Here is an 18,091-nt window from a genome sequence, read left to right on the forward strand (position 1 = left end):
CTATGCTTATAACGGTTTTTACCCCGACTTATAATCGCGCATATATCCTTCCCAAGCTATTCGAAAGTCTGAAAAGACAATCTTTTCGAGATTTCGAATGGATAATTGTTGATGATGGAAGCACGGATGATACGCGAAAGCTCGTCGAGGCGATGCAGCAAGATTGTCAGGTGAAATTTCCTATCCGCTATTTTTTCCAGGTCAATAGCGGAAAGCACGTTGCATGGAATAAGGGTCTTGATGAGGCGAAGGGAGCCTTGTTTTTCCCGGTAGACAGCGACGATTATCTAACCGATGATGCCTTGGAGCGTATTGGGGAGAACTGTGAAACCGTTATGTCTAACGAGCGCCTGATTGCCTTGTCGGGAGTTCGTATTTTTCCGGGCAACAAGCTTACGGGAGGAATTCTGCAAGACAATGTGGGTTCGTACATCGATTATTCGTCAATTGATCGCCGATCGAAGGGGATTACGGGTGACCTTGCCGAGGCCTTTGTGACGGAACGGTTGAGGAAGTACCGATTCCCGGTTTTTGAAGATGAGAGGTTTGTTCCTGAAGCAGTTGTCTTTAATAGATTCAGCAACGATGGATATCTAATTCGTGGGTACGCCTTTCCTCTCTACGTGTGCGAATACCTTGCCGATGGCTACACGAAGAATACTGATCGGCTGCTCATTACGAACTGGAAGGGATATCGCCTGTACGTTTCAGAGTTGATGCATAGCACAGTCGGAATAAGGGCAAAAGCCATTCCGTTTTGTGGATTTATGTACCGTTCGTTATTGAAAATGTTTGGTTTGTGCAAATAGGCTTGAGTGAAGTATGGAGTGCAGCATGAGCTCTTTGTCGAAGAAGACGGTCCTGTTGGTATTTGGAACAAGGCCCGAAGCAATCAAGATGTGTCCTCTCGTAAAGGAGCTGAAGAACCGATCTGGCCTTAACGCGAAGGTTTGCGTTACCGGCCAGCATCGCCAGATGCTCGACGTGGTCCTTGAGGAGTTTGGGGTTGTGCCCGATTTTGATTTGCACGTCATGAAACAAAGACAGACTTTGTTCGATGTTACCACGGCTGTTCTTAATGGCTTGGACGGCGTGCTGGATCAGCTCAAGCCCGACGTTGTTCTTGTTCACGGTGATACGACGACGTCCTTTGCCGCCGCACTTGCATGCTTCTACAAGGGCATTCCCGTGGGCCATGTCGAGGCGGGTCTGCGTACATACAACATCCACTCACCGTATCCCGAGGAATTTAATAGGCAGGCAACCGGCATACTTGCCGCTTGGCACTTTGCTCCAACTGAAGCAGCTCGCAACAACCTGCTTTCTGAGCATCGGGATTCCAGTCGAATTTTCGTGACGGGAAATACTGGCATTGACGCGCTTCGTACGACGGTGCGCGATCATTATTCGCATCCCGAGCTTGATTGGGTTGGAGATAGGCGCCTGATCTTGATTACGGCTCATCGTCGAGAGAATCTTGGCGAGCCCATGCACCACATGTTCAGGGCTATTCGCAGAATTGTTGAAAAGCATGATGACGTGCGCGCTGTTTATCCTGTACATTTGAATCCTGTCGTTCGCAAGGCGGCTCATGAAGAGTTGGACGGCTGCGACCGCATTCATCTAATTGATCCTCTAGACGTGGTTGATTTTCATAATTTCATGGCCCGCTCCTACTTGATTCTTACCGATTCAGGCGGCATTCAGGAAGAGGCCCCGGGCTTGGGTAAGCCGGTTTTGGTGATGCGTGATACGACCGAGCGCCCTGAGGGCGTTGCGGCGGGCACGCTTAAGCTTGTTGGCACAAGTGAAGATGCTATTTTCTCAACATGTTGCGACCTCTTAGAGAATGAAGAAGCATATTCCCGCATGGCTCATGCCAGCAACCCGTATGGTGACGGTCATGCGAGTGAGCGAATTGCTGATGTTCTGGAGAAGGGGCTGCAAAGTCTCGGGGAAGCATTGGTTCGGTAGATGAGTGAGGTTAAGCAGCTCTCTCTTAAAGAGAATATGCTGTGGAACTCGTTCGGTTCCATCGTTAACCTTGCTTGCCAATGGCTGATTACGATTCTGATCGTTCGCCTTGGTTCAGGTTACGAGGCATCCGGCGTTTTCTCTTTGGCAATGTCCATCTACAACATCTTTGCCCCTATCGCTCAGTATCGCATGTATACGTACCAGGTCTCAGATGTTGAGAATGAGAATACCACGGGTGAATACCTGGCGTTTCGGTTTTTCACTTGCGGAGTCGCGCTCGCTCTGTGCACCGGCTATTCGCTGTTTACATGCGAATCGGGAGCGATTGCAGCTATTCTGCTCTATGCCGTCTACAAGTCTATTTCCTTGGTTGTAGACGTCTTTCACGCGTGCGATCAGCGCCATCATCGAATGGATTACATCGGTAAGTCTCTGTCTTTTCAGGGGATTCTATCTCTTGTTGCCTTTACCGTAGTGTTTGGCTTATGCGAATCGCTCGAGGCGGCGATAGTTGCAATGACCGTTGTCGTGATCCTCGTTGGTGCTGTCTACGATTTGCCAAGGACCCTTCAATTCGGCCCATTGGCCCCAAGCATCTCGTTCAAAAAGTGCCTTCGACTGGCCTTGAGATGTCTCCCCATCGTTCTTGCGTCCATTGCCGCGGCGTCAGCATCTTCGATTCCAAGGCAATACCTTGTTGGTGTTCAAGGGGAGGCTGCTCTTGGCATTTATGCTGCCGCAGCTGCTCCTGTTGCGCTTATTCAGACGGGCGCCTCCTATATCTACAATCCTCTTCTAGGCTATTTTTCGGAGAGTTTTGCTGCTAGGGACAGGAAAGGCTTCAATGCGCTTTTGACAAAGGCGACGGTCGGGATCGTTGTTCTGGGGCTGGTGTGCGCTATTGGAGTAATGGTTTTAGGTGAGCCGGTTCTTGTTCTTGTGTATGGGAAAAAGATGTCTGGCTTTTCATATCTACTTCCTCCGCTTGTGGCGCTTGCGATGCTTACGGGGTATATGTGGTTTGTAAACGATTTGCTAATGGCTATCAGAAACTTCCGGGGTGCCTTTGTTGGGAATGTTGCTGCTCTAATTTCCTCTCTCTGCGCCTTACCTTTAATTGCTCTGTATTCGATGGATGGTGTTACATATGTCTGTCTCATTTCTGCTCTTTGTGGAATAGGCTTCATGGCAACCGTGTTAGTTATTCAGCTAAAAGGCTACTGGAAATAGTATGTGATGCCTGGATTACGTTTCGGAAGATAAAAGGTAAGGTGGATGTATGGATAAGCATCATCGATTGCTGGTTATTATTCCAGCGTATAATGAGGAAGAATCGCTCGAGGCCACGGTTGACGAGCTGGTAGGTGTCGCTCCAAGTGTTGACTATCTCGTAGTAAACGACGGCTCCAAGGATTTAACTGAGCGGATTTGTCGCGATCGTGGGTACAACTACGTAACACTGCCAGTCAATTCTGGCCTCACCGTTGGATTTCAGACGGGCATGAAGTACGCGCTCCGCAACGGCTACGATTATGCCCTTCAGTTTGATGCGGACGGTCAGCATATGCCTGAGTATATCGATGAAATGCTCGAGACCGCTATTAATGAAAACGCTGATATCGTAATTGGCTCACGCTTCCTCCACGTGAAAAAGGAAATCTCCGCTCGAATGATTGGCTCACGCCTTATTACAGTCATGATCAAGCTGACTACGGGAAAGCGCGTAGCTGACCCTACCTCGGGAATGAGAATGTTTAGCAAGGAAATGATTAAGCGCTTCGCGCAGGACGACTCGCTTAACCCTGAGCCCGAGAGCATTTCGCTTCTTATAAAAAAGGGGGCGAAGGTGAGCGAGGTTCAAGTTGAGATGCGTGAACGCCAGGCGGGGGAGAGCTATCTTAATATCTCCAAGTCGATTGCTTACATGGCGCGAGCTTGCATCTCCATTCTTTTCGTTCAGTGGTTCAGGTGATTATATGTCTAGCGTTTTAAGGGTCGTACTCATTCTGGGTGCATTTGCCATCTTGTTCGTGATAGTGAAGAAGCTCCGTAAGGCTCAGATACAGGTTCTCGACTCCGTGTTCTGGTTGTTCTTTGCTTTGAGCTTTGTCGTGTTTGCAGCCGTTCCCCAGATTGCCTTCTGGCTCGCAGGGGCCCTTGGCTTCGAAAGCCCGTCGAACTTCGTATTCCTCTATGCAATTGCGCTGCTTCTTTATCGAGAGTTCTCCAACACGGTAAAGATTGCAGAGCTCAGACGTCGCGTGAACGCACTTGTTGAAGAGCTCGCTCTCAAGTAGCATGACACCAGTCTTTATGCCCTTCGAACCCACCAACATCATCGTCATCGGTGGCTGCGGCTTCATCGGGTCCAGCTTCGTGCACTACGTAGTGAAGAACTACCCCGGGGTGCACGTGACCGTGCTCGACAAGCTCACCCACAGCTTAACCCTCGCTTCATGCACGACATGTTCACGGCATTCAATGCGCTACGGATGCCGGCAGGTCCCTCCTCGATAGCTACCATCTAAATGCGGCCTTCATTTAAATATCCAAGAGTGACAATTCAACCCCTTGCACTACCAGGTCTGGTCATCAATGAGATTTGCATGTGGATTAGAACCTACTTGGCGAACCTGGACTACAGAATAGTTAAAGATTGCCGCCATAGCCGTTGTTATGATGTAGAACTACTGGTCTAGAAAGAGGTTTCTCGCCGCAAGTTAAACCCCGCGGAGTCTTTCTCGGCCAGACAGTCTGTTTTCCGAGAATCGCTTCGCAAACACATCAATCAGGTTTCTCCATCCAAGCACCGCGAGCGCAATAAAAAATGGAGAATAGAGAAACATATACCTGGCCCTGCACTCAAACAGCATCAAAAACACGCTGAGCAAGAACACCGAACATAAAACCACATACTCCGTCTTTGATCTAGGGAACTTCAGCCAGTTCAGACACATACCGACCAGGACAAACATCCAGCAAAGCTGGGCAAAAACCTGGAACAGCGTGAAAGAGCCGTCTTCTCCAAAGAACTTTGACAGCGTGTTGTCAGAATGAGGAGTACTCAAAAAAAAGTTTCCTTCAGCAGCCCACGCAAAAGTACCGTCCGAATAGTTCGAAATAGTCTTCTGGACCATCAACTTCAAAACACCCTGGGGACCCAGAGACTCTAACCTCTCAGCCCACTTTTCGAAATTTGCATGTGATCTATCCTGTTGGCTACCAAATGAGGCGGAATAGATAACGTCGTCTTCATAGTAGCACCCATAAGTCTCGTCATTAAATCCCATCATCAAGAAATGAGCCATCGAAAAGGATTTATCGGCGTCAATCACCGGACCCGCCTCCCTTGCGAGTGAGTTGGCGCCAAACGAGAGAACAAGAGCACATGTGATCGCAGCGAATTGGAAAAAGAGCGATTTGATTTGAGAGCAATCCAACTGCCCGTCAACGACAAACCTTCGACGACTTATCGCGCATGCAGCCTCTATAAGCACAATTGAGACAACAACGAAGATGGCCGTAGGCTTAATAAAGTATCCGACCACGCCGAAAAAGAGCATGCCGAATGTGCGTAACGGGCTTCGGCCAGTATTGTTGTACAGAAACAAGACCAGCGCGGGGCAGATAGTTCCATACGTATCTGAATAAGGAACCGCAATCCAAGGAGAGAAGCTCAAGTACAAACAACCGAACGCAAGCGTATAGTACCCAGGACCAAAACCCGCCAGCCTCGCCACAACAAAGGAGGTCAGAACAACAGCCAAAGTAACACACGCTGCTCCCACCACGTCAAGCATGAGGTATACGTTTTGGAATCCAATAAGTTGGCAAAAGTGGCCCACAGTCTTGAAGATAAAAAGCAAAAACAGCTGGTTGGGATAGCGCGAGAAATAATCCAGCGTGGCTCCCTCATCGGACAACCCCGACATCAGCACACCGACATCCCAGCCTGTCTCAAAATATATGCTATTGATTAGGCAGATTTGAAGCACGAAAACTACCACGGCCAATGAAATGCTAACGCGTCTAAACATTTGAAGACCAAGGAAGTCCACGTTCGCCTTTGGCCGTCTCTTAGCCAATGCCACAGAGACAACGAGCCCCACTATCACAACCACAGCCAGACTAGGTAAAGAAAGGGATGCCTCCTCCCCTTTGCAGGCATAAGGCAGGCGCGGGGCAAGGAAAGCAACGGCAAGCAGGGCAAGCGAGAAATACGCCAAAGCGACACATCTGCCAAAACGCAAAAACCACGGAATCTTAACGACTCCACGTGTCGCAGGACAAGATTCGACCACGTTAGCCCCTTAGGTTTCGTCGGTTGCTTTCATACGTTCTCTTTTCGATTAGATAGCGCGGGCGACTCTTTGTCTCAAGATACGCCTTGCCCACATACTCGCCGATAACACCGAGGCTCAGGAGTTGCGTGCCACCCATAAACAAGATGACACAGATGGTACTCGTCCAGCCCGAAACCGTCGCCCCAGAGAAATAAGAGAGGATCGCCCAAAAGGTCCCCAATAGGCCAACGAGGCCAATTACAGCGCCCGCCGCGCTAATTAGGTGGATAGGCTTAATCGAAAGGCTCGTTATCCCGTCAACAGCGAGAGCGATCATCTTTCGTAGGGGATAGTGACTGTCACCCGCAACGCGAGCTGCGCGCGAGTACTCAACGGTTGAACTGGGAAGCCCAATCAACGGAACCATTCCGCGCAAGAACAGATTTGATTCTCCATATTCCGACAACCCATCCAGAGCGGCAAGGCTCAAGAGCCTATAATCTGCATGATTGAAGACGGTATCTACCCCCATCTCTTTCATCATGCCGTAGAAAGCCTCCGCAGTCATCCTTTTAAAGAACGTATCGGTAGACCTGTCGTTTCTAACGCCATATACGACGTCACTACCGTCCAGGTACTTTTCAATCATTTTAGATACGGCCGAGATATCGTCTTGCCCGTCGCAATCCAAAGAAATGGAGACGTCACAGTACTTACGCGCTTCCATAAGCCCCGCAAGAAGGGCATTCTGATGACCTCGATTTCTTGACAGTGATATTCCCCTGAAATGAGCATCGTCGTTTGAGAGTCTTTCAATGATGGTCCATGTGCTATCACTCGACCCATCGTCTACAAACAGAATGCTACTTTTATCACTTACGATTTCGGCCGAAATCAATCCGCTGAGCTCAGACAAAAACGTCCCAGATGTTTCCGGCAAGACAGCTTCCTCATTGTAACAAGGAATGACCATCCACAGAATCGGCTTCGGGGACGGAGTCTGAGTATCATCGCTTTGCATGCACTTGCCTTTCACGGACAAAACGTTCAACGAAAAGTGATTATACTCCACCTCGCGGCGCAGCCCCGGTGCTAGACTCGTCATCTCCTGACGAATCAACCATGGTAAAAATCCCCAAACTGAAACGCCGCGAGAATTCTCGCGTTGAATAGCTTGCGCTTATGAAGTGATTGGACGATCAAGAAGATACGTAGCGCTGCAGGCGAGTTGGGGAGTGTGTTAGGGATATTAAATATAAAAATCCCGGATATGCTTTCGCATAAACGATGTCACGGCGATTCTGGGATTTTGGGCTGTGCGGAGTATGAGCTCAAAATGAGTAACAACGATAAGAAAGTTTCCGGGAGGCGTTTGGTTAGAATTTCTTTTTGTTCAAGCTGCACATCCGAGGCTCCTCAAAAGATGGAGCTTGGTTTGGCGCAGTAAGTAAGAATCCTGCTTGCACTGCTTGATGCCGCAAATGGGGACGGCGAGATCGTTTCGCTTATGTCAGTGGCATGGGTTTTCCGGGAGCTACTATCGGCTGGGCCTTCTCAGAATGGTACAAGGGAGGCAATGGTGAGATTTCTGCGGATAGCACCATTGCCTCTCTGATTATTTGGTTTTCCGCTTCATGTGTAATTCTCATCTTATTTATTGCGTCTAGGGCATGCTTTGCAAGGCGCCGTTCAAAATTGCGCGGGATGTTGCTAATCTTGGAACAAGAACTTGAGAATGAGCAAATAGCCAAGAGGGCTCACTGTATCATCAGATGATGAGAAATCGATTGAGCCCAGGCATGCTGTATCGATACTAACCAGTGCAGAATAGCAAGTGAGGGGAAAACTCTGAAACTGCCCTTAGCCCCGCTTGAGGTTTGGAGGATAAAGAAAGATGACTATTGGGAAGGCCGATCTGAGTAAGGCGGATATTGGGGTAATTGCCGCGTTGCTCGTCGGCGTTTTATCTGCTGCGTCGCTGGCCTTTATCAAGCTACGTCCTTCCGCGGCTTTTGTCTATGCCCTGGCTGCGTTTGTCGGAGCTGTACTCATTGCTTATTCGTATCATTTCTTTCTTAGGACTCCGAAACAGACCAAATATGGCGTTTCTTCTCCCAAGATGCTCGCTTGTATCATTGGGTTAAGCGCTATAGGTGCCATTCTTCTTGAGGTGTTTACGCTTTGGGGAGCGCCGTTGTCTACCCCGTTAGAGTTATCAGATTGGAGCAAGCGACGTATTCTAATCTTTTTCGTCGCTATTTCGGGCTGCATAATCGTACATGTCTCCAATTCGTACGCCGCGGTTCCCAAGATCGGGCCTTCAGGGCATTCGTATCAAAGGTCTATTGGCAAACTGTTTGTCTACTCTATTCCGGGTGTCACGCTGATGACCCTCTTTGTCGCAATAATTTGCTTGGTGCCTAGTTACTTTGTCTCTAAGATAATCGGTGTAGTTGCGGGTCGTTTAACTTATCTGTTGATTTGCTTGTTCCTTGTCGGCGTTGGTGCGTTCTTTTATTTCTGGAAGAAGGGAAGGGTCGAGCTTTTTTTTCTCAGCTCTTGCCTACTATTGGGATCTTTCTTAGTTTTCATAGCACCTCCGGTAACCGCGATTTCTTGGGATGACGAGATTCATTACGACAGGGCTCTCGGTTTGTCATACCTAGGACATTCGGAGTATTCATACGCGGATCAACTACTCGTCACCAAGCCCTGGGCTGCGGTGAATTTAGACCATGAATTGCTCCGCGAGTCGGTGGATGAGGTCGCTGAAGCGGGTGCTTCTGCTGAACAGTCGGGCGAATATATGGAGCAGGCAAGTTTTGCATCGCCCATATCGAAAAGCAGCCTCACTACGGTCTCCACATTCGGGTATGTTCCATCGGCAATCGGTCTGTGGGTAGCTCGCGTATTCCATGTTCCAATTTTGGTGAGCTTCATGTTTGGTAAGATGGGCAACCTTATTTCATATGCAGTAGTTGTTGCTTTCGCCATCCGTATTATCCCTACTAAAAAGTTGTCCATGATGCTCATTGGTCTTCTTCCGACGAGTATTTTTCTCGCTTCAAATTATTCGTATGATCCTGTTGTGACGTCATTTCTCATGCTTGCAGCTGCTTTGGTAGTGAGAGAAATTAGCCGTCCGCTCGAGCGACTTACAATCAAAAGCCTGCTAAAAATCGTCACTGCGTTATTCCTAGGGCTTGCTCCAAAGGCAATTTACTTTCCAGTCATTGGTCTGCTACTTCTTATGCCCCGAGCCAAGTTTTCCTCGCGCACCGCTTACAAACGCTATATCGGTTTCGTAGTCGCCTTCGGGCTCGTAATGGTTTTATCATTTGTGTTGCCAATGCTATTTAGCGCTGATGCGCAAGCAGGGGATGCCCGCGGGGGATCTGATGTTAGTGCGTCAGGTCAAATCGCGTATATTCTCTCTCATCCGTTGGATTACGCATACACGCTCATCAACTTCATATTGGGCTATATTTCCCCTGTTAATTCCGATATGTACTCGCTTTCATTCTCTTATATGGGCGTCTCTCTTCCGGTTGTGTTGCAATGGAGCTCAGCCTTGCCCTTTACGGTTCTCGTCGTTGGATCTTTAATTGATAGTCCAAAAACGAAGACTTTTGGATTGAGCCTGTGTGGTAGGTTGTGGGTTCTTACTATAGTCGCATCATCGATTGCTCTTGTTTGCACGGCTTTATATGTGAGCTTTACATCAGTTGGATCGGATACCATTGCAGGTTGTCAAGCACGATACCTTACTCCGCTGTTGCTATACGCTGCCTTGCTTGCCCCTTCTTTTTCTACAGGGGGCATACAGATCAGTAATTCAGGCAAATTGATAAAGGAAGAAAGCACGACAAGAATAACTATGCTGCTTCTTACGTCAATTATGGTCTTTTTCTCCGCAGCATGTTCGTATTATTTCATAGTAATCTGGTAGTTTGGTGGCCAGCCACGCGGCGAGCTGCTGGTTATAGACTAGTGGCTGACCGAGGAGGTCGACGACGCCGGGTCGCCTTGTCGCGGGGCCTGCGGACCCTCGCCGGCATGACCGCCGACCCGTAGTGGGCGGCGAGGTCCTCGTACGCGGCGTTGAGCACGACCTCGCCCTCCCTCGGGTGGGCGGTGACGCCGGTCTTGAGGTTGTCGGGCGCGATGCACGGGGTGGCGCCTCCGAGGAACTCGAACGCGTGGACGTGGCAGCGCAGCCAGGTGTCCTGCTTCATGTCGAGGGCCGGCTCGACGTAGCTGTACCTGCTGAAGGGCAGGCAGGCGACGAACAGGTAGACCTTCGAGACGACGCCGGTCGCCGGGTCGACGAGGGACATGGTCGGACCGGACCAGTCGACCTCCATGTTCCTGCCCGCCTTGCGGCCGACCCAGCTCACGACGTTCCTGCTGACCGTGAACTGCCTGTACCGCTTGCAGAAGCGGTCGTAGGACGTGGCCGCCTCGCCCCGCGCGGCGCACTCCTCGCGGTACTCGCCGTGCAGGAGCCTGAGCGTGACGCCGACCTTCGCGAGCTCGGCGTGGACCGCGTCCCAATCCGGGTCCGGGTACACCGGCCCCGGCTGCTCGCGCTCCGGGAACAGGCGGGCGTACACTTCCCCGGCGCTCATCCGTTCCGCTTCCTCCCAGGCGACGTCGTGCTCGGCCGCGGCCCTGAGCACGACGGAGACGCTGGCTTTCGACGCGTGCAGCGCGGCGGCGATCGCGTTGAGCGATAGGTTCGACGACCTCAGCCTGGGCACCTCCCTCGCCGGTATCCTTCTCGCCATGATCCATTCCTTTCTCTCGACTACCGGTATGGCGTCTCGATCGTATAGGCGGCGGACCGGTGGGGCGCGGGCGCGTATGCGAGCGGTACTGAAGCGCGCCGCGGGCGGTGAGTATTGCTCGCTCTGAGTAGCACCTGTTTCGCGCTTTCCGTATCGCTTCCCATCCAGACGTTTCGCTCCTTCCGTATCGCCCGTTCCGCCATTTCCGTATCGCCCCTCCTCCGCCCGTAGAATCGGCTTGCCATGCAACCGATCCACGGAAGGAGAAACCACATGGCAAGGAAGATAAGGGCGAAGCTCATAATGGAGCTCCGCGACCAGGGCATGTCGAGGAGGTCGATCGCCAAGACCAGGCACATGTCCATGGGCAGCGTCTGCGAGGTGTTCGACATTGCGGACGATCGCGGCATCACCTGGGACCAGGTGAAGGGTATGGGGGACGAGCGGGTCTACGAGCTGTTCTACCCCGACCGCAACGCGCGCGAGAGCGTCTTCGAGGAGCCCGACTGGTCCTACGTGCACGCCGAGATGGCGAAGGTCGGCGTCAACCTGCGCCTGCTGCACGACGAGTACAAGTCGAAGTGCTCGCGCGAGCACATGGTCGCCATGGGCTACACCAGGTTCTGCGAGCGCTACGGGGACTACACCGTGGCGAACAACCTGACCAAGCGCATCGAGCACAAGGCCGGCGTGTCCTGCGAGGTCGACTGGTCCGGCCCGACGGTCGGCAGGGGGCTGGTGAACCCGGTCACCGGGGAGGTCTCGAAGATCTACCTGTTCATCGGCGTGCTCCCGTTCAGCCAGAAGGCCTACTTCGAGCCGACGCTGGACATGAGGGAGCGCACCTGGCTGCGCTGCCACGTGCACATGTACGAGTTCTGGGGCGGCGTGCCACAGTGTTCAGTTGACCGTTGACACAAACACGCGTGCGCGGATGCGAGCGGCACTCAAGCGTGCCGCGGGCGGTACCGAAGGGCAATATTCACATTTTTGGATGATACTACCGAAGCGCGTTGCAGGTGGAACGGAGAAAGTCTATTACTCAAGAATAAACGACGCGCAACCGATCGGATGAATCGAGATATTGCACACCTCTCGTTACGTCTCAACATTTCCATAGAGAACAGCAGAAATCTCAAAACTCGACAAGGCGCTCAGATCCGGCATCTCTATTGCCATGAGCAACAAATGATTATTTACCTTTGCATTATCAAGTAACGGTTAGGCCATATCCAACTTTCTCCCTTTACGGTAAAGGTGAACAAATTCATCAGAGAATTTCTTTACGTAATCTCTATCGATGGCGGTCGCTAGCGTTTCATCATTATGTTCTGCTGTCTTTGTCCAGTTGTATGAGCCATGCATTACGTACTCAAAATCAATGATACAAAACTTATCGTGCATACGGTTCCATTCACGCCAACCAGAACGCGAGATGAGAACGGTATCAAAACCACTAAGCTGGCCATAGTAAGGACGATTGGCATCCTCGTCTGAGACAATCAATCTCACGGAAACGCCTTGCTGCCTTTTTGCTCTGAGCTCATTTATAAAGGCCCGATTGGTCAGCCATGCCACTGCAGCCCAGATGGAATACCGCGCATCCCGGATACCTTGGATAATTTCTTCTTGAATATTGGTAAACACGACATCATGTTCCGTGTATTCAACATCTTCGGATTGAATAATCTTTGGGCGAAGGGTCAATTCTCCTAAAGCATACTCATCGCTTTCTTCGTACACGTAATTGATTATGTCGTACAAATCGTCATATTGATTATTGGCTTCATTCAGAAGGGGTACGGGTATGCGCAGCTCAATATCTTCGTATCGCTGATTAGGGCGCCCATGCCGCACAAACCCCCATTGGGGTTTTCTATTCAGCGTGACTCTTCTGAGTATGGGCAATAAGTCGTCTTTTTTCCCTGAATACTTTTTATCGAATTTCAAGACCTCAATCATAGTCCTTACGAATAATTCGTCATCCATTACATCCTCCAACATAAGAAACTAGGCATTTAGCTGCATGGAGCAAGGATGTTTTTGAGTGCCTCAACCATCCAGCTTTCGAGCGCACCACTCAATAAGCCTCCGATAATTCCGAATGCAGCAATTTTGTAATCATGAAGCTTCTGCTACCTTTTCTCCTCTTTGTTCAGGGCAACAACGGTGGCGTAATCATCTACGAAATCAAATCCTCTTTGAGTGACTCCCCCAAAGAGGAATCCACCATCGCTACCATGGCCTTTTATCAAGCCCGCTTCGTGTAGGCCGTTGTAGAGCTCAATATACTTTTCGATGAAACAGTACTTCTCGCCCGTGAGATGAAGGTGATTCTCGGCAACAAAACCGCTACCCTCACTTCCCCCTCAGCCGCAACTAGCAGATTCAACCCCTCAAGCTCACTGCTCTGCAAGTCGACACCATTTACTGAGTACATCGGCACCGCCTGAAATTATCCTTAAAGCTCAACACTAGAGACATCGAATTCACCTGACATAAGTTTAGACAGCAGAGTGTCACGAAGCTCGATGAGAGCGACAATTTCTTTTCTGTTTGAGAGAAGCATATCGTATAGAGGGGCAACTTTTCCAGAGAAAGCTTGCAGGTCATCAACGTCGGAAATCACCTTCTTGCCATAATCTGTTCCTTTCTCTCGACTAATGGTATGGCGTTTCGAGTGTATAGGCGGCGGACCGCTGGGGCGCGGTACTCAAGCGCGCCGCTGGCGGTACTGAAGGGCAATTTTCACGTTTTTGAATGGCGGTACTGAAGCGCGTTATAAGTGGTACGGAGAAAGACGATTACTCAGTCAATGAGATTCCTTTCTCTAAATACAGAAAAAGGAATCAGTAACTCACAATTATGTCGCCGCAATAAGGGGGGGGCGGGGGAATGGAGGCCCCGTCCCCCTTATCTATATGCAATGATATTGCTTGCACCTATTGTGAGGCTGCATTTAGATCTCACAAGTGGTAATAGCGATTTCCAGGTTCTCCCACGGTGAAATTCGGGTTTATATATGGATCGCCTTCGACATAGTAGTTTGCCCAGCGATAATTCATGTACGCAACCTCTTTGTGGAAGCGAATCTGCTTGTTTGTGTTGTTTTCAACGCCTCTAGAAATTGACTCGTAATGATACAGCTCGACTTCGGGCGTGTATACAATCAGATCGTTAATCTCGCGAAGCTTTAGGCAAAAGTCAACATCATTAAATGCGACTTGAAGCTCTTCGGTGAAACCTCCGACTTTTTCGTATTCGCTTCGTTTGGTCATGATGCAAGCCGCCGTGACGGCGCTGAAATCTTGCTGCGCATCGTTGAGTGCAAAATAGCCCCAGTTGTCTTTTGGCATGCTTTGGCAGAGATGTCCTGCCACGCCGCCCGTGACGCATAGGCCAGCGTGTTGAATGGTGTTGTCGGGATAGTAGAGTTTTGCACCAACTGCGCCAACATCCTCGCGTGCGCAGATGCCAAGCATAGTTTCAATCCAATTGGGCGTAATCACTTCGGTGTCGTTATTCAGCAGCAAGAGATAATTTCCCTTGGCGCGGGCCACTCCAAAGTTCATGAGCTTGGAAAAGTTAAATTCGTGCTCCCAGGTAACAAGGCGAACGATATCAGGGTATTTGGCTTGTAACTTATCGTAATACTCGAACGTCGCATTTTCCGTGCTGTTATTTTCGATTATCACAAGCTCGTAATTGTCGTATGTGGATTTCTCGATAATTGACGTAATGCAGTTATCGAGGATATTAGCGTGATCTTTGGTCGGAATGATGATCGAAACGAGCGGATGGGAATCTGGTACGGCGTAGGTTACTTTATATGTAAAGGGACGACGCGCTTGTTCAACTTTTGCATTGAGCCCAAGTCTGTCGAGGTGATTCTGAACCGCCTTAATACCCGCAATGGTGGCATAAGGTTTGCTGTCGGCATTTGCCGCGGTTGACGTTTCGCTTAGGCGCCAGTGATATAGAACTTTTGCAACATGGTGGACGTTCCTAGCCTTTTCCACGGCCCGGAGAGTCAAATTGTGATCCTGGGCCCCATCGAACTCTTTCGTATTCGGTTGCAGCGTGTCAAGAAGGGACTTACGGATGGTAAGCATGTGGCATATATAGTTATTATTTCTGAGTAAATCGATATTGAAATCCGGTTTAAAGAACGGCTGTGCCAGCTTTCCATCGGGCATGAGTTTGTCTTCATCGCAATAAAGAAGATCAACGTTATCATTGTTTTCAATTGCCTCGGCATACGAGAACAACAAATCCGGTTCAAGGATGTCGTCATGGTCAAAGAAGCTAACGAAATCGCCCGAAGCTACGGCAACGCCTGCGTTTGTATTTTCGGAAATACCCTTATTTTCGGTAAGAATAATTGACTTAATTCTGTTGTCGCGGGCTGTCTCCTGCTCAACGCGAGCCTTTAGTTCCTGATTGTCAGGGCTTGCATTAACTAGGAGGAGCTCCCAGTTTGCATAAGACTGGTTTTTTACGGATTCGACCATATCGTTAAAAAACGAAATGGGCGTGTTGTAAAGAGGGACAATGATGCTGAATTTCGGAGCGCTATTGAAGACGATTTTTCTCTGCTTCTCCAGTGCACCAATGGTTGCCTTATGCTCTGTAAACCATTCGGGGTATTCAGGGTCAAACTGCGCATGGGTAAAGAGGAAGTTGGTCTCCTCAAGAAGCAAGCCTAATTTATCAGGCGTTAAGCAGTCAAATGCACTGAATGATGGGTGATTTTGATCGTCAATAATAAAATAGTAACGATCAAACGCCTTTGGCATGCGGATCGAGAGCTGCGTTTCAAGTTGCTTTTTCTCGGATGTAAATCCAACGCTCGTTACATTTGAACCGAAATTGACTATGCTCAGCCCAACCTCATTGAGGAACCGGTCGAGGCAGCGAAGTTTGATTTGCGAGTCATTGCGGTACGGTGTTCTAACCGTGCACCTCAGGATATACTCGTTTGAATCTTCGATGCACTGCCAAAAATCAATCGTCGCCATCTCAAACTCTGAAACGTCATCGTAATTTCGGAGTTTGCTGCACATGTCAGGTTTAATTTTGTAGTTAAGACGCGACTCCCATTTGATGTTCTTGCAATTGAGCGAAAGGGAGTCGCTGCTCAGGTTGCAACCGTCTTTGCCGATTTCGTTAAACTCAATTTTAATGGCTCGGGTATCGGGGTCGGGGATTACAAGAACGTATGAGTTCGATTCGCCGTTATTGTCCTTGAATTTTAGAAGAGACAAAGGTAAGCGGCGGTCGTCATCCGTTGCCGCTTGAGCTTTTATGCTGGAGCCTTCATGGATGCCTTCTATTTTAAGTTGCTGGTAGATTTTCCAGTTTCCTCTGCATACTCCGGTTGTTTCGACTCGCATTGTTTGCCTTTCGTTTGTTGGACACTGCTCATTGTACTTATTCACTTCATGTCTCGCTATAAATGCAGAGAGGAGTTCCGTGATTTCTGGCATTCTTAGATGTGTCGCTATGAGTTCGTCAGACGCTCCGTTCCGCTGTGTTAACATCGAAGAGGACATCTACGTACATCACGCTTTCTGTCGCTGTTGAGGTTCAGGTTATTGTCCTCGCGGCGCTCTGCTTCCTAGTCGTTGCTCATTTCGGGTCCATTGACTTCAAGGGGGTTATTATGAAAGTTGTCTTGTTTGTTGGAGGGGTTGCAAGGGTCCTAGGCGGGGGCTGCGCCCAACGAACGGATTGACGTGACGTGCGAGGTGTGTCCTAGGCCCGGGGGTTCGAATCCCCCGGCCCCCTCCGTAAAGAAAGAACCGCCATTGGGGCGACCCTTATCTCCTGGGGTGGCCGATTCGGCCGCCGCCACTCTTTTCCAGGTCTGCGGACCTGTGTTCGTCCTGGAACGGAAACAGGCTCCTCGCTATCACCCAGAGTATTCCGATGATCTCGGCGGTCGTCGCGCCCATCCAGGAAATTATCACCTCGGTAGGGATTTCGCGCTGCAGCCACATGAGACGGGCGGTGTACGCGACGACGAGGGTGTTGCATGCGACCAGCTGCCACTTGACGCACTTGAGCGCGGCCTTTCCGAGTTCGGACCGAAGGTCGTTCTCCGCCTCCATCCTCTTGACCACGCTCTCGGCCTGGGCCGCCTTGGCTCGCCGTTCCCGCTCCTCGCTCGAGCATTCGACCCTGACCTCGTCTAAATGGGCGCTTTCGATGGGGAAGACGTTTGCTCTCCTTTGTGCCGAACCCATGAGGTCGATTGCCTCTTGTGTCCCTTTTGGTGACCTGCTTCCGCGCTGGTCTGCGCTATCGCAGCCCAAGGTTTTCCACCCTATGGCCCACGGCGGTTACGGATACGTCGAGTATGTCCGTCATCTCACCGATGCTACAATTGCCCGCCCAGAGTTTCGCTACGACCTGTGCCGGCATGAGGAGCGCGGCGGCAAACGAGTTCGCCCATATCTCCTCGGGGTCTGTCCCTCGAGACGAGAGGGCGTCCCTTCGCTCAATGACCCCAGCAACCTCCCCGTCTCCTAGGTTTTGGTACGAGTGGATGTAGAGGCGCTCCGTCACCTCGCACGCCGTTATGTGCCCACCGCCTCATCCAGCTCGTCCGCGACCCTGTAGTGCGTGTTTGTGTCAATGGCTAACTGAACAGCGCATTGGACCAAATATGGTCCAATGGTTGGAGTCTTGTGGTCCGTAAGGACGTGAACCAAAGAGGCTGCATGCTTGGCTCTCTCCGTCCTTCTTTTGTGCAGTTCTGCAACCTAGGTTCGGCCTCGCGTATACTTATATCATCTGTGTACACCCAACTCTGGAGGTCCAACCTATGAAAGGCATCATCCTCGCGGGTGGCTCGGGCACGCGTCTGTACCCGCTCACGCTCGTCACCTCCAAGCAGCTGCTGCCGGTCTACGACAAGCCCATGATCTACTACCCGCTGTCCACCCTCATGCTTGCGGGCATCCGGGACATCCTGGTCATCTCCACCCCGACCGACCTTCCCAACTTCGAGCGCCTGCTCGGGGACGGCTCGCGCTACGGCGT

The 18,091-nt window shown here is 50.5% G+C and carries 14 protein-coding genes; 8 read left to right on the forward strand and 6 right to left on the reverse strand.

What is annotated here, in order from left to right; genetic code table 11:
* Positions 1 to 2: 2 nt before the first annotated feature.
* The 5 genes from I4W09_RS05415 to I4W09_RS05435 are packed head-to-tail and all read left to right on the forward strand — an operon-like array spanning position 3 to position 4,274.
* Positions 3 to 809 carry a glycosyltransferase family 2 protein gene (locus I4W09_RS05415; protein WP_158570933.1) on the forward strand — a complete coding sequence of 269 codons (807 nt, stop codon included), beginning with the start codon at positions 3 to 5 and terminating at the stop codon, positions 807 to 809.
* A 25-nt stretch (positions 810 to 834) separates the two neighbouring features.
* Entirely contained in the window at positions 835 to 1,974 is a 1,140-nt protein-coding gene (gene wecB, locus I4W09_RS05420; RefSeq protein WP_055252470.1) for a non-hydrolyzing UDP-N-acetylglucosamine 2-epimerase, read from the forward strand.
* Entirely contained in the window at positions 1,975 to 3,207 is a 1,233-nt protein-coding gene (locus I4W09_RS05425; protein ID WP_055252469.1) for a lipopolysaccharide biosynthesis protein, read from the forward strand.
* A 49-nt stretch (positions 3,208 to 3,256) separates the two neighbouring features.
* Complete coding sequence (locus I4W09_RS05430) at positions 3,257 to 3,949, forward strand: glycosyltransferase family 2 protein (RefSeq protein WP_055252468.1); 693 nt, start codon at positions 3,257 to 3,259, stop codon at positions 3,947 to 3,949.
* 4 nt (positions 3,950 to 3,953) lie between these two features.
* The gene (locus I4W09_RS05435) at positions 3,954 to 4,274 is read left to right on the forward strand and encodes a DUF2304 domain-containing protein (RefSeq protein WP_055252467.1); all 321 of its coding nucleotides are present in this window, start codon (positions 3,954 to 3,956) and stop codon (positions 4,272 to 4,274) included.
* A 423-nt stretch (positions 4,275 to 4,697) separates the two neighbouring features.
* Here the strand turns inward: I4W09_RS05435 and I4W09_RS05440 are convergent, their stop codons facing one another.
* Both I4W09_RS05440 and I4W09_RS05445 read right to left on the reverse strand, forming a co-directional pair.
* Positions 4,698 to 6,278: a glycosyltransferase-like membrane protein gene (locus I4W09_RS05440; protein ID WP_118237750.1), complete on the reverse strand. Its 1,581-nt coding sequence runs from the start codon at positions 6,276 to 6,278 to the stop codon at positions 4,698 to 4,700.
* Position 6,279: 1 nt separating this feature from the next.
* A complete protein-coding gene (locus I4W09_RS05445; RefSeq protein WP_196032606.1) occupies positions 6,280 to 7,281 on the reverse strand; it encodes a glycosyltransferase family 2 protein in 1,002 nt (333 codons plus the stop codon).
* An 873-nt stretch (positions 7,282 to 8,154) separates the two neighbouring features.
* Between I4W09_RS05445 and I4W09_RS05450 the strand changes: the two genes are divergently transcribed.
* On the forward strand, positions 8,155 to 10,209 hold the full coding sequence (locus I4W09_RS05450) for a DUF2142 domain-containing protein (RefSeq protein ID WP_055252548.1): 2,055 nt from the start codon (positions 8,155 to 8,157) through the stop codon (positions 10,207 to 10,209).
* Between the two features lie 31 nt (positions 10,210 to 10,240).
* Here I4W09_RS05450 and istA read toward each other — a convergent pair whose 3' ends face one another.
* A complete protein-coding gene (gene istA, locus I4W09_RS05455) occupies positions 10,241 to 11,047 on the reverse strand; it encodes an IS21 family transposase (protein WP_118237746.1) in 807 nt (268 codons plus the stop codon).
* Positions 11,048 to 11,320: 273 nt separating this feature from the next.
* Here istA and I4W09_RS05460 point away from each other — a divergent pair, with 273 nt between their 5' ends.
* Positions 11,321 to 11,962, forward strand: coding sequence for a transposase (locus I4W09_RS05460; protein ID WP_196032608.1), 642 nt, complete (start codon positions 11,321 to 11,323; stop codon positions 11,960 to 11,962).
* A 306-nt stretch (positions 11,963 to 12,268) separates the two neighbouring features.
* Here the strand turns inward: I4W09_RS05460 and I4W09_RS05465 are convergent, their stop codons facing one another.
* The 3 genes from I4W09_RS05465 to I4W09_RS05480 form a co-directional block, all read right to left on the reverse strand.
* Positions 12,269 to 13,036 carry a phospholipase D-like domain-containing protein gene (locus I4W09_RS05465; protein ID WP_055252552.1) on the reverse strand — a complete coding sequence of 256 codons (768 nt, stop codon included), beginning with the start codon at positions 13,034 to 13,036 and terminating at the stop codon, positions 12,269 to 12,271.
* Positions 13,037 to 14,013: 977 nt separating this feature from the next.
* Positions 14,014 to 16,485: a glycosyltransferase family 2 protein gene (locus I4W09_RS10435; protein ID WP_271756773.1), complete on the reverse strand. Its 2,472-nt coding sequence runs from the start codon at positions 16,483 to 16,485 to the stop codon at positions 14,014 to 14,016.
* A gap of 381 nt (positions 16,486 to 16,866) precedes the next feature.
* A complete protein-coding gene (locus tag I4W09_RS05480) occupies positions 16,867 to 17,292 on the reverse strand; it encodes a hypothetical protein (RefSeq protein ID WP_055252554.1) in 426 nt (141 codons plus the stop codon).
* Positions 17,293 to 17,873: 581 nt separating this feature from the next.
* Between I4W09_RS05480 and I4W09_RS05490 the strand changes: the two genes are divergently transcribed.
* The coding region (locus tag I4W09_RS05490) for a sugar phosphate nucleotidyltransferase (RefSeq protein WP_196032015.1) at positions 17,874 to 18,091 on the forward strand (218 nt) is incomplete at its 3' end.

Source organism: Collinsella aerofaciens, from assembly GCF_015670795.1.
GTDB lineage: Bacteria > Actinomycetota > Coriobacteriia > Coriobacteriales > Coriobacteriaceae > Collinsella > Collinsella aerofaciens_Q.

Bases quoted from the DNA above. Each gene is read 5' to 3' on its own strand.
- I4W09_RS05415 (WP_158570933.1), top strand. From the start codon at position 3: ATGCTTATAACGGTTTTTACCCCGACTTATAATCGCGCATATATCCTT.
- wecB (WP_055252470.1), top strand. From the start codon at position 835: ATGAGCTCTTTGTCGAAGAAGACGGTCCTGTTGGTATTTGGAACAAGG.
- I4W09_RS05425 (WP_055252469.1), top strand. From the start codon at position 1,975: ATGAGTGAGGTTAAGCAGCTCTCTCTTAAAGAGAATATGCTGTGGAAC.
- I4W09_RS05430 (WP_055252468.1), top strand. From the start codon at position 3,257: ATGGATAAGCATCATCGATTGCTGGTTATTATTCCAGCGTATAATGAG.
- I4W09_RS05435 (WP_055252467.1), top strand. From the start codon at position 3,954: ATGTCTAGCGTTTTAAGGGTCGTACTCATTCTGGGTGCATTTGCCATC.
- I4W09_RS05445 (WP_196032606.1), bottom strand. From the start codon at position 7,281: ATGCAAAGCGATGATACTCAGACTCCGTCCCCGAAGCCGATTCTGTGG.
- I4W09_RS05450 (WP_055252548.1), top strand. From the start codon at position 8,155: ATGACTATTGGGAAGGCCGATCTGAGTAAGGCGGATATTGGGGTAATT.
- istA (WP_118237746.1), bottom strand. From the start codon at position 11,047: ATGGCGAGAAGGATACCGGCGAGGGAGGTGCCCAGGCTGAGGTCGTCG.
- I4W09_RS05460 (WP_196032608.1), top strand. From the start codon at position 11,321: ATGGCAAGGAAGATAAGGGCGAAGCTCATAATGGAGCTCCGCGACCAG.
- I4W09_RS05465 (WP_055252552.1), bottom strand. From the start codon at position 13,036: ATGGATGACGAATTATTCGTAAGGACTATGATTGAGGTCTTGAAATTC.
- I4W09_RS05480 (WP_055252554.1), bottom strand. From the start codon at position 17,292: ATGGGTTCGGCACAAAGGAGAGCAAACGTCTTCCCCATCGAAAGCGCC.